The following is an 11,857-nucleotide window of genomic DNA, read 5'->3' as shown; positions in this document are numbered from 1 at the left end:
CGGCGGGGGTGGGCGGGCCGAGGAGGGGGCGGGCGGCTTCGGCGACCTCGCGGGACTGGACGGGGGTGAGGCGTGGGGTGCTCAACAGGACGCGGCCGTCGTCGAGTTCGAGGAGGAGGGCGTGCGGGCGGCGCTCCGGGCCGGTGAGGGCGCGCACGGTCGCGTCCACGGTGTCGGTGCGGCGGTACTTCACCCAGGCGTGGCCGGCGCCGCGAGGCCGGTAGGGGGAGCCGGACGCCTTGCAGACCAGGCCCTCCACGCCGGTGGGGGCGAGCCGTTCCATCCACTCCAGGGCCTCCGCCCGGTCCGTGGTGGCCAGGACGGGCTGGATCGGCGGCGGCACGTCCGCGAGGGCGGCGAGCAGCAGGCGGCGCCGGTCGGTGAGCGGCAGGCGCCGGACGTCGCGGCCGGGCAGGGCGAGCAGGTCGAAGGCGATCAGGCCGAGGGCGACCTCCGGGGAGGCGGCGCGGGCCCGGCGGGTGTGCAGCAGCTCGCCGAAGGCGAAGCGGCCGCCGCGCCAGGCGACCAGTTCGGCGTCCAGCACCAGGCCCTCGGGCAGGCGGGCCACGGCGGCGGCGATCGGCGGGAACTCGGCGGCGAGGTCGCGGCCGCTGCGGGCCTGGAGGACGGCGGGCCGCTCGCCCCGGGCGAAGGCGACGCAGCGGAACCCGTCGAGCTTGAGCTCGTACTGCACACCGCCCCCGCCCAGCCCGTCCGCCGGGGGCACGGCGGGTACGGCGGCGGGGCGCATCACCTCGACGGGCGGGCGCAGGACCTGGGCCACGACGGGTGTGGGTACGGGTGCCGGTGCAGGCGCGGGTGTGGGTGAGCCCGGCAGCGGCCGGGCCTGCTCCGGGTCGAGCAGCGGCGCGAGGAGGTCGCCCCGCGTCGCCAGCCGGCCGGGCACCTCGGCCAGGGTGAACACCAGCTCGGCCGCGCTCACCGCCGACTCCAGCTCCTCCCAGGACAGCGGCGTGGAGACCGTCGGCAGCGGCCGGGCCCGCAGGGTGTACGGCGCGGCGGTGGTCTTCTTGGCGTTGTTCTGCGACCAGTCCACCAGCACCCGCCCCCGGCGCCGCGCCTTCGCCATGGTGTGCACCACCAGGTCCGGGCGCTCGGCCTCCAGCGCGGCGGCCAGCGCCTTCGCGTAGGCGGACACCCGGGCGGTGGGCGTGGGCACCAGCGGGGCGAGCAGGTGCAGGCCCTTGGAGCCGGAGGTCTTCACCCGCGCCGCCAGGCCGTCCGCCGCCAGCCGCTCGCGCAGCAGCAGCGCCACCTCCCGGCAGGCCAGCACGTCCGCGCCCTCGCCCGGGTCGAGGTCGAGGACCAGCCGGTCGGCGAGGCCCGGCGCGTCGGCGTGCCACTGCGGCACGTGCAGCTCCAGGCAGCCCAGATTGGCCGCCCACAGCAGCGCCGCGCCGCCGTCCAGCACCACCTGGCGCAGCTCGCCGCTGCTGCTGGGCACCTCGACGGTGCGCACCCAGTCCGGGGTTCCGGCGGGCGGGTTCTTGGCGATGAACACCTCCGCCTCGACACCGTCCGGGCAGCGCAGGAAGGAGACCGGGCGGTCCCGCAGGTGCGGCAGCAGGGCGGAGTGCACGGCGGCGTAGTAGCGCAGCACCTCGCCCTTCCGGGTGCCGGTGCGCGGGTAGTACACCTTGTCGAGGTGGGAGAGGGCGAGGGTGCGCCCGTCCACGGTGAGCTGGGGCATCGGAAGCCTCCCTGCCGCCAGTCTCCCGCCACCGCCCCGGGCCGACCAGCGCGTCCGGGCCGACCAGCGCGTCCGGGCCGGGCCGGCACCCCCGTGGCCGGCCCGGCCCGCTCTACGGCCTCAGGCCGTGGGCCGGGGCGCGCCCGGGTAGGTACCGAAGGACCAGCGGTTGCCCTCCGGGTCCTCGGCGGCGAAATCCCGGGAGCCGTAGTCCGTCTCGGTGAGGTCCATGGTGATCCGGGCCCCGGCGGCCACGGCCCGGTCGTGCACGGCGTCGGGCCGCGCCGTCACCACGTAGGCGGTGAACCCGCCCGGGCGGCCCGGCCACGCGGGCGCGCCCTCGGGCGCCTCGCGCTCCGACCCGAGCATCACGCCGCCGCCCTCGGGCCAGGCGAGTTCGGCGTGGACGACGAGTTCGCCCTCGGTGTAGCAGACGACCTCCTCGAAGCCGAAGGCGTCCACGAGGAAGCGGATCAGGGCCTTGGCGTCGTGGGCGCGCAGGGCGGGCCACACCTGCGGGGCGGGGGTCTTCGGCTCGGTGCTCATGGCGGTCTCCTCACGGGGTCGGGTGCTCTACGCCTCCCACTGTGGGCCCGCCCCGCCCTCTCCGCCTTGGACGTTTCGGAACTCCCCGCTCCCGTACGTTTCCGCCGCCAGCCAGGCGCTGGGCGCCGCCCCCGCCAGCGAGCGGAACTCCCGCGCCAGGTGCGCCTGGTCGAAGTACCCGCAGTCGGCGGCCAGTTCGGCCAGCAGGGGCCGCGGAGAGCCGGCCGCCAGCAGCCGCCGCGCCCGGTCGAAGCGGATGACCCGCGCGGCGGCCTTCGGCGTCAGCCCGGTCTCCCGGCGGAAGCGCTCCAGCAGGTGCCGGGCGCTCCAGCCCGTCTCCCGCGCCAACTCCGCTACCGGCACCGACCCCCCGCTGCGCCGCAACTCCTCCCAGGCCCACACCACCTCCGCCGGCACCCGCCCCGACGGCCGGGCCACGCCCAGCAGCGCCCCGTCCAACACCGCGAACCGCTCCGCCCAGCCCGATGCCTCTCGCAGCCGCTCCTGCAACCGCAACGCGAGCCCCCCGAGCACCTCCTCCGCCGGCACATCGATCCCCGCCAACTCCCCAGCCGGCACCCCGAACAACGCCCGCGCGGCCAACGGATGCACCGCGATCTGCACCCCGGACTGCGCCCCCTCGTGCGTGATCGTCGCCGGCGCCGTGTGCAGCCCCCCGACCAACGTCACGAAACTCCCCGCCGCCTGCGCCGGATCCGGATGCCCGGTGATCACCAACGGCTCGTCCAACGTGACGATGAACGTCAGATACGGCGACGGCAGCCCCGTGTGCACACCCGGCGCCACCCCCCGCTGCCGATACCCGTCGTACCACGCCACATACGGCCCCAACCCGCCACCCGGCCGCGCCCGAACGGCCTCGTCAACGGCGCCTGCGAGGTCTGTGCTCACCCCACCCATTATCCGCCACCTCGGTGAGCAGCGGTAATGTGACGGGTGTCTCGAAAAGTGGATCATCCTTTCCCGGTGGGTGGGACGGGGAGGAGAATCGCGGGCATGGGAAAGCAGTACGAACGAATAGAGGGCCGGCTGCGGGAGTTCATCGAGCGCCAGCCCGTGTACTTCATCGCGACCGCGCCGTTGTCGGCGGACGGCCATGTCAACCTCTCGCCCAAGGGGCGCTCCGGGACGCTCGTCGTGATCGACGAACTCACCCTCGCCTACCTGGACTTCGGTGGTTCCACCGCGGAGACGATCGCCCATCTGCGGGAGAACGGGCGGGTCACGCTGATGTGGTGCGCCTTCGAGGGGCCGCCGACCGTGGTGCGGGTGCACGGGCGGGGTGAGCCGGTGTTCCGGGACGATCCGCGGTTCGCGGAGTTGCTGGGGCGTTTCGACCCGTCCGTGGACGGATCCGGGCTGCGGGCGATCGTGCTGGTCGAGGCCCAGCGGATCAGTGACTCCTGCGGGTTCGCGGTGCCGCTGATGGACTACCGGGGGGACCGGGACCTGCACGCGCAGTACTTCGACCGCAAGGACGAGGCGGAGTTCAACGCCTACTGCGAGGGCAAGCCGTACATCGGCACCAGCATCGACGGGCTGCCGGCGATCCCGCTGCCGCTTCCACCCCGTCCGTAAGCTGATGGTGTGCCTATCGACCAACACCTGTTCATAGCCTTCCTGTTGACCACCTCGGTCGCGATGATCAGCCCCGGTCCCGACATGCTGTTCGTGCTCGGCTGCGGGATGCGCGGCGGGCCGAAGGCCGGGCTGCTGGCCACCGCCGGCGTCGCCACCAGCGAGGCGGTGCACGTCGCGGTGGCGGCGGCCGGGCTGGCGGCGTTCTTCACCGCCGTGCCGGTCGCCTTCGCGGCCATGCGCATCGCCGGCGGCGCCTACCTGGTGTACCTGGGCGTGCAGTTGATCCGCCACCGCAAGGACGCCGCCGACGACCTGCCCGAGCCGGGGGAGGGCGGGCTCTCCGGCCGCCGCGCGTACCTGCGGGGCCTGCTGACCAACCTCCTCAACCCCAAGATGGTGACCTTCACCATCGCCTTCCTCCCGCAGTTCGTCCGTCCCGAACTGGGCGGCGTGGGGCTGCAGTTCGCGCTGCTCGGTGCGGCGCTGATCGTGCTGGAGTTCCTGGTGGACGGCACCGTGGGCGTGCTCGCCGGGCGGATCGGCGCCTGGCTGCGCCGCCGCCGGTCGACCCGCCGCCGGGTGGATGCCGCGACCGGCGGGCTCTTCATCGGCCTGGGGGTGCGGCTCGCCGTGGAGGGGTGAGCGGCTGGGCTGGTCTGGACCTCTCGGGCGAAACCCCTGGTGCGCGTGGTGCGCGGGCGGCTAGGTTGGGCGCCTGTGACGGACGATGACTGACCAACTGGTGGAGCGCGCCGAGCCGGTGGCGGGGGGCGGGCTCTGGTCGCGCCCGTACCGGGCGGCCACCGTGGGGTTCGCCTCGGTGATGTTCCTGATCGGGTTCGCCGCCTTCGCCGTGGTGCCGACCCTGCCGGTCGCGGTGGGTGAGCTGGACGCCGTGCCGATGTACCCGCTGGTGGCGGGGGCGTTCGTGGCCGCGAGCCTCTTCGGCGGTGTGCTTGGCGGCAGTTGGGCGGACCGGGCGGGCCCGAGGCGGCCGCTGGTGGCGGGTGTGCTGCTCGGGGTGGCGACCCTGGTGGTCTCCGGCACCAGCACCACGGTCTGGCAGCTGGCCGCCGGGCGGTTCCTGGACGGCGTGGCCGCGGGGATGACGGCGGTGGCGATCAACACCGCGATCGCGCACACCTATCCGGGGCGGCTGAAGGCGCACGCGCTGTCGCTGATGGCCACCTGCTGGATCGTCCCCTCCCTGGCCGGGCCGCCGCTGGCCGGACTGATCACGGCCTGGTGGTCCTGGCGGGCGGTGTTCCTGGGCCTGGCCGCCGTCACGGCGGTGCCGATCCTGGCCGTACTGCCCCTGGTACGCGGAGTCACCGGCGCCCGGGAGGAGGGCGCGGGCCGTCCGTCCTTGGCGATCGCGGCGGCGGTCAGCGGCGGCGCGGCCCTCGCCCAGTACGCCGTCTCCGGCGCCGGCTCGGGCCTGGACGCGGCCCACCTGGCCGCCGCGGCGGCGGGTTTCGGGCTGCTGCTGGCGTTCGCGCCCCGGCTGCTGCCGCGCGGCACCTGGCGGGCGGCGCGCGGGCTGCCCGCCACGGCGCTGCTGCGGGTGCTCGCCTCGGGGACGTACTTCACCCTGGAGGTCTTCGTCCCCCTGCTGCTGGACACCGTGCGCGGGGTGCCCGCCGCCGTGACGGGCCTGGCGTTCAGCGGGGCGGCCGTGGCCTGGGCGGGCGCCGGCTGGGTGCAGGGCCACCTGCTGGAGCACCGGCCCCGGCACCGGGTGGCGGCGGGCGGGATGGCGGTGGTCGTCCTGGCGGCCGCCCTGGCGGTGGCGGGCAGCCTGCCCGGGGCGCCGCCGGCGGTGGCGGGGGCCGCGATGGTGGTCGCCGCGATCGGCATGGGGGTGGCGGCGCCGAGCGTGACCCTGCTGTCGATCGCGCACAGCCCGCCCGAGCGGCAGGGCCGCACCGGCGGGGAGATGCTCACCGCCCAGAACCTGGGGCAGGTGGCGGTGATGGGGGCGGCCTCCGCGCTGTTCGGCCTCTGCCTGGCGGGCGGCGGGGCCACCGGCGCCTACGCGGCGGTGTTCGCGCTGCTGGTCGTTCCGGCCGCCCTGGCCGTCGCCCTCGCGGGACGGGCGCGGCAGTAGGACGGGCGCGGCGTAGGGACGGACACAGCAGTAGGGACGGGCGCGGCAGCGGGAACGACGAAGCCGCCACACCCCGGACGGGGTGCGGCGGCTCTCGCGTGCGGGCGGCCTTACTTGCTCAGGCCGGCCTTGACGGAGCAGACGGGCCAGGCGCCGGGGCCCTGGGCGGCGAGGACCTTCTCGCCGATGGAGATCTGCTGGTCCTTGGTGGCCTGGTTGGCCTGCGAGGCGTACGCGGTGCCACCGAAGGCGGCCCAGGTGCTGGAGGTGAACTGCAGGCCGCCGTAGAAGCCGTTGCCGGAGTTGATGGCCCAGTTACCCGTGGCCTCACAGTCCGCGACCTTGTCCCAGACGGTGGCCGGGGCGGCGGAGGCGCTGGTCGCCGTGACGAGGCCGGCCACGGGCAGGGCGGTGAGCGCCCCGGCCATCAGAGCCATCCGGACGCGGTTGCGGCGCTTCGGGGTGGCAGTGGTGGTGGCAGCGGCGGTCTCGTTACGGAAAGTCATGAAGTTCCTCTCGAAGGGGGGCGGCGAGCGTACGGAACCAGGCCCTCGGAAGGCCGTCGGTTTCGGGGGACGTCGCTCGGTGCAACGAGTTCGAAGGTACGGGGGCTGTTGTGGCGGTTTCAAGGATTCGGAGGTTTGAGCACGTCAGAGGGGTGTTACCGGGCGTAAGGATCAAGGAAATGCGATGATTTGGTCCGTTTTGCATCCATTTCCAAGATCAAATCGCCCTCCCAAGTGGCGCCCGTCACCGCGGAGGCGCTGTGAGGCCGCCCACATCGTCGACAGAGCGTGACCATCCGCCCGCCCCCGGTACGGAAACCGCCGCCCCGGCCAGCGCCCGGGGTGGCCCGCACCACAGCCCTCACCCGGAGTGCCCGGTGCGTGCACCTCCGGTGGCGGGGCATAGCCTCATCGCCATGAGCAACGAGAGCGACGCAGCCGAGGCGGCCACCGCCCCAGAAGGCTTCGAACTGGGCACCGACGGCCCCAAGGTGATCGTGGCCGGCCTCGACGGCTCCGAGTCCTCCTGGCGCGCCACCGCCTACGCCGCCGGGCTCGCCCGCCGCCAGGGAGCCCTCCTCGCCGTCGTCTACATCCAGCCCGTCCTCGGCGCGGCCACCGCCCTCGCCGGTGCCGTCGTCGAGGAGACCACCCAGGAGATCGCCGACGAGCTCCTCGCCGCACTGCGCGAGGCGGAGGAACACGTCCGCGAGGTGTGGCGCGTCGACTGGCAGTTCCTGACCATGCGCGGCGACCCCTATACGGGCCTCGCCAAGCTCGCCGACGAGCTGCGCGCCGACGCCGTGGTCGTCGGCGTCTCCGAGCAGGCGGGGCACAAGGTCATCGGCTCGGTGGCGGTGCGCCTGGTGAAGGCGGGCCGCTGGCCCGTGACCGTCGTGCCGTAGGTCGTGGCGGCCGGCACGGCGGTGTCGCAAACCGCGTAGTAAGCCGTGCCGCAAGCCGTGCCGCGCGCCGTGCCGCGCGCCGTGCCGCGCGCCGTGCGGTAGGTCGTGCAGCAACTCGCGTCGCAAGGAGCCGGGGAGCCCGGTGGTGAAGCGGGGCACGGGCGGCCGGTAGGGTGCGTGGACATGACGGACACGCCGGGCGCGCCGGGAACGCGTCCCACCGGGCCGGCCCACCCCACCGGCAGCGACCTGCACCTCGACCTCTCCGCCACCGGAGGCCGCCGCGCAGCCCTCATGACCGCCCTGCGCGAGGCCATCCGCAGCGGACGCCTCGCCCCCGGCACCCGGCTGCCGCCCTACCGCACCCTCGCTGCCGACCTCGGCCTAGCCCGCAACACCGCCGCCGAGGCGTACGCCGAACTCGTCGCCGAAGGCTGGCTCACCGCCCGCCAGGGCTCCGGCACCACCGTCGCCGAACGCGCCGCCCCCACGTCCGCCGCCCGGCCCCGGCGCCCCACCAAGCGCCCCGGCCCCCTCCACGACCTGCGCCAGGGCCGGCCCGACGCCGCCGCCTTCCCCCGCACCGCCTGGCTCGCCGCCGCCCGCCGCGCCCTCACCGCCGCGCCCAACGAAGCCTTCGGCCCCGGCGACCCCCAGGGCCGGCGCGAACTGCGCGCCGTCCTCGCCGACTACCTCGCCCGCTCCCGGGGCGTGCGCACCGACCCCGACCGGATCGTCGTCTGCTCCGGCTTCGCCCACGCCCTGCGCCTGCTCTTCGACGGCGCCGCCCCCGTCCTCCCGCCCGGGAGCAACGGGCCGCTCGCCGTCGAGGCGTACGGGCTCGGCTTCCACCGCGGACTGCTCGCCGCCGCGGGCGTCGCCACCAGGCCGCTGGCCGTCGACGAACACGGCGCCGACGTCGCGGAGTTGGACCGGCACCCGGACGTCCGCACGGCGCTGCTCACCCCCGCCCACCAGTTCCCCACCGGCGGGCCGCTGCACGCTGCCCGCCGCGCCGCCGTCATCGACTGGGCGCGCGGGCGCGGCGGGCTCGTCGTGGAGGACGACTACGACGGCGAGTTCCGCTACGACCGGCAGCCGGTCGGCGCCGTCCAGGGCCTGGACCCCGAGCGGGTCGTCTACCTCGGCAGCGTCAGCAAGAGCCTCAGCCCCGCGCTGCGCCTGGGGTGGATGGTCCTGCCCGACCACCTGGTCGACCGGGTCCTCGCGGCGAAGGGCGAACGGGAGGGCTGGGCCAGCGCGTTGGACCAGCTCACCCTCGCCGAGTTCATCGACTCCGGCGGCTACGACCGGCACGTGCGCCGGATGCGCCGCAGCTACCGGGAGCGCCGCGACCGGCTGGTGGCCGCGCTCGAGGCGAACGCCCCGCACGTGGAGGTGACCGGCGTCGCGGCGGGGCTGCACGCGGTGCTGCGGCTGGAGGCGGGCACCGAGCGCTCCGTCCTCAAGGCCGCCGCGTACCACGGGCTCGCCGTGGAGGGCCTCGCCGACTTCCGCCACCCGGCGGCGGACCCGGTCGCGACCCCGCCGGCGGAGGGCCTCGTCGTCGGCTACGCCACCCCGCCCGAGCACGCCTACGCCTCCGCGCTGGCCGCCCTCTGCGCGATCCTCCCGTCGCCCGTCTCCTGAACGCCCGCTACCTGAACGCCCGCTACCTGAGTGCCCGCTTTCTGAGCCCCCGTCTCCTGAGCCCCCGTCTCGCGGGTCCGGCGGCAGGGGCGCAGGGTAGGGCCCGGGGGCGGCCGACGGGGGCGGAACGTGGCGACAGGGTACGCCGCGTCCGCTGCGGACTCATCCGTCCGTACGGGATCGGCCCGCGCCCCGCAACGTTCCGGACACCGACCCCCTAGGGTCAGTGGTCATGTGCAGGACATCAGGAGCGCTCGCCGCCCGCCTGCACGCCGTGGACTCCCGTCAGGTGCCGGCCACCCCCGTACCGGTGCCTGGCGGGATGCGCGGCACCCTCCCCGCCCCTGCGGCGGGTTGACGGACACATCGCGGCCGCGCCGGGGCCATACTTCCCGAGATTCACCCTATCGGGGGGTACTGGGCCGCCGTACAGGCGGTGCCGGTCCCTGGTGATCTAGGGTTCCCGAGGGGTGGCCGGGAGCTGGTGACCGTGCTCCCGAACCTCGTCGAACCCCCCACCAACAGGCGGATCTGACGATCCGTCGCGGCATGCGCCAGGGCGGTCAGCTACGCCCTGTCCATGGCCCGACCTCACGAAATGGAGACCCCTGCGATGTCCGTGGACACGAGCCCGGAGACACAGCAGGACCGGCAGCAGAGCCTTGCGACTGCCGCAGCCCGCAACCTCGCCACCACCACCAAGTCCGCGCCGCAGATGCAGGAGATCACCTCCCGCTGGCTGCTCAAGGTCCTTCCCTGGGTGCAGGCCAACGGTGGTGCCTACCGGGTCAACCGTCGTCTCACCTACTCGGTGGGCAACGGCGTGGTGGAGTTCATCAAGACCGGGTCCCAGGTCCGGGTGATCCCGCAGGAGCTGGGCGAACTCGCCCTCCTGCGCGGCTACGAGGACGACGAGGTGCTCACCGCCCTCGCCGACCGCTGCCAGCAGCGCGACTTCGGCCCCGGCGAGGTGCTCACCACCCAGGGTGAGCCGGCGGACCGCATCTTCCTGATCGCCCACGGCAAGATCAACCAGATCGGCACCGGCAAGTACGGCGACGAGACCGTGGTCGGCGTGGCCGGCGACGGCGACCGCTTCGGTGACGACGCGCTGCTGAACCCGGACGCCATCTGGGAGTTCACGGCCAAGTCCGCCACCGCCGGTGTCGTCCTGACCCTGTCCCGCGCCGACTTCGCCGCGATCCGCGACAACGCTCCGAGTCTCCAGGAGCACCTGCAGACCTTCCTCTCGCTGCCCCTCCAGGCCCAGAACGAGCGTGGCGAGGCCGAGATCGCCATGTCCTCCGGCCACCACGGCGAGTACGAACTCCCCGGCGCCTTCGTGGACTACGAGCTCAAGCCGCGCGAGTACGAGCTGAGCGTCGCGCAGACGATCCTCAAGATCCACACCCGCGTCGCGGACCTCTACAACCAGCCGATGAACCAGACCGAGCACCAGCTCCGTCTGACCATCGAGGCGCTGCGCGAGCGCCAGGAGCACGAGATCGTCAACAACCCGGAGTTCGGCCTGCTCAACAACGCCGACTTCGACCAGCGCATCCAGACCCACTCCGGCCCGCCCACCCCGGACGACCTGGACGAGCTGCTCAACCGCCGCCGCGACCCCGACTACCTGCTCGCGCACCCGAAGACCATCGCCGCGATCGGCCGCGAGCTCAACGCCCGGGGCCTGTACCCGCACCACGTCGACCTCGGCGGGCAGCAGGTGCCGGCCTGGCGCGGGGTCCCGATCCTGCCGTGCAGCAAGATCCCGATCTCCAAGGAGAACACCAGCTCCATCATGGTGATCCGTGTCGGCGAGGACAACCAGGGCGTCATCGGCCTGCACCAGACCGGCATCCCGGACGAGTACCAGCCCTCGCTGTCGGTCCGGTTCATGGGTATCGACGAGAAGGCGATCATCTCCTACCTCGTCAGCGCCTACTACTCGGCCGCCATCCTGGTGCCGGACGCGGTCGGCGTGCTGGAGAACGTCGAGATCGCGCACCGCCGCCACTGAGCCCGGTGGCCCGGCCCCTGACCGCCCTCGGTCGACGCGGACCGTAACCGGCCGGCTCGAAGATCGTTTCACCTGATGACGGACGGCCCGCCCCCGGAGGCGGGCCGTTCGCCTGATCGCACCCGGTCGCCCCCTCCCTGCCCGGCGGCCCGAGCCCGTTCCGTGTCCCGCACATGACCCGAGAGGTGTGTGAACCCATGCCGCAGCGTCGGCAGTTGCGACGGATACCGCCGGAGGGCGGCGGAGCGGCTGCCCCCGGGCGGCGGGTGCGGTGGCTCGGCGCGGCGGTCGGCGTGGTCGCGATGTTCGCGCTGGTCGGCGGCGCGACCGCCTCCGGCGTCGAGCGGCACGGCGGGAACGGGCACGGGCACGGCACCTCCGTCGACACCTGCGTCTGCGACGAGACTGACGTGTCGGTCGGCGTCCAGCCAGGCGGGCACGTGGACGTCGACGTGGACGTGGACGTCCAGGTCGACGTGAGCATCGCACCCGGCTCGGGGGACCGGCACCACGGCCACCATCACCACCCCTGCCACTCCCCGAAGGCGTACCCGCTCGCCCCCGCACCCTCGGGGACGGCCGGCGTACGGCACCAGCAGCCGGGGCGGCCGGAGGAGGACGAGGACGACCCGTACGGGGACCACGACGAGGGCCACGGCGGGCACCACCATCATCACCACCATCCGTGCCCGAGCCCGAGCCCGACCCCCTCGCCCACCCCTACGCACACGCCTTCGCCGACACCCACCCCGACGCACTCGCCGAGCCCCACGCACACGCCGAGCCCCACTCCCACCCCCACGCACACGC

General features: G+C 74.3%; 8 protein-coding genes and 4 pseudogenes. 7 read left to right on the top strand and 5 right to left on the bottom strand.

Going from position 1 to position 11,857, the window contains the following annotated elements:
* The 4 genes and pseudogenes from IH61_RS49375 to IH61_RS0138775 all read right to left on the bottom strand — a co-directional run.
* A pseudogene (locus IH61_RS49375) lies at positions 1–751 on the bottom strand (DNA ligase); the annotation flags it as partial.
* 81 nt (positions 752–832) lie between these two features.
* Positions 833–1,711, bottom strand: a pseudogene (ligD, locus tag IH61_RS49370) (non-homologous end-joining DNA ligase); the annotation flags it as partial.
* 120 nt (positions 1,712–1,831) lie between these two features.
* A complete protein-coding gene (locus IH61_RS0138780; RefSeq protein WP_031078921.1) occupies positions 1,832–2,257 on the bottom strand; it encodes a VOC family protein in 426 nt (141 codons plus the stop codon).
* A gap of 27 nt (positions 2,258–2,284) precedes the next feature.
* Positions 2,285–3,169 (bottom strand): AraC family transcriptional regulator, encoded by an 885-nt coding sequence (locus IH61_RS0138775; protein WP_234327525.1) that lies wholly within the window; start codon positions 3,167–3,169, stop codon positions 2,285–2,287.
* 105 nt (positions 3,170–3,274) lie between these two features.
* Here IH61_RS0138775 and IH61_RS0138770 point away from each other — a divergent pair, with 105 nt between their 5' ends.
* The 3 genes from IH61_RS0138770 (at position 3,275) to IH61_RS0138760 (ending at position 5,966) form a co-directional block, all read left to right on the top strand.
* Positions 3,275–3,856, top strand: coding sequence for a pyridoxamine 5'-phosphate oxidase family protein (locus IH61_RS0138770; RefSeq protein ID WP_031078917.1), 582 nt, complete (start codon positions 3,275–3,277; stop codon positions 3,854–3,856).
* Positions 3,857–3,865: 9 nt separating this feature from the next.
* Positions 3,866–4,501: a LysE family translocator gene (locus IH61_RS0138765; RefSeq protein WP_031078915.1), complete on the top strand. Its 636-nt coding sequence runs from the start codon at positions 3,866–3,868 to the stop codon at positions 4,499–4,501.
* 85 nt (positions 4,502–4,586) lie between these two features.
* Positions 4,587–5,966 carry an MFS transporter gene (locus IH61_RS0138760; RefSeq protein ID WP_031078914.1) on the top strand — a complete coding sequence of 460 codons (1,380 nt, stop codon included), beginning with the start codon at positions 4,587–4,589 and terminating at the stop codon, positions 5,964–5,966.
* 113 nt (positions 5,967–6,079) lie between these two features.
* Here IH61_RS0138760 and IH61_RS0138755 read toward each other — a convergent pair.
* Positions 6,080–6,472: pseudogene (locus IH61_RS0138755) on the bottom strand (transglycosylase family protein); the annotation flags it as partial.
* Positions 6,473–6,888: 416 nt separating this feature from the next.
* Between IH61_RS0138755 and IH61_RS0138750 the strand changes: the two are divergent.
* The 4 genes and pseudogenes from IH61_RS0138750 to IH61_RS46595 form a co-directional block, all read left to right on the top strand.
* Complete coding sequence (locus tag IH61_RS0138750) at positions 6,889–7,377, top strand: universal stress protein (RefSeq protein WP_031078909.1); 489 nt, start codon at positions 6,889–6,891, stop codon at positions 7,375–7,377.
* A gap of 183 nt (positions 7,378–7,560) precedes the next feature.
* Entirely contained in the window at positions 7,561–9,027 is a 1,467-nt protein-coding gene (locus IH61_RS0138745; RefSeq protein ID WP_051838735.1) for a PLP-dependent aminotransferase family protein, read from the top strand.
* Positions 9,028–9,640: 613 nt separating this feature from the next.
* Complete coding sequence (locus tag IH61_RS0138740; protein ID WP_031078906.1) at positions 9,641–11,047, top strand: family 2B encapsulin nanocompartment shell protein; 1,407 nt, start codon at positions 9,641–9,643, stop codon at positions 11,045–11,047.
* Positions 11,048–11,244: 197 nt separating this feature from the next.
* Positions 11,245–11,857: pseudogene (locus tag IH61_RS46595) on the top strand (hypothetical protein); the annotation flags it as partial.

Origin of the sequence: Streptomyces sp. NRRL WC-3742 (genome assembly GCF_000720635.1) — a bacterium.
Taxonomy (GTDB): domain Bacteria; phylum Actinomycetota; class Actinomycetes; order Streptomycetales; family Streptomycetaceae; genus Kitasatospora.
This window is presented reverse-complemented; position numbering and strand designations above follow the sequence as displayed.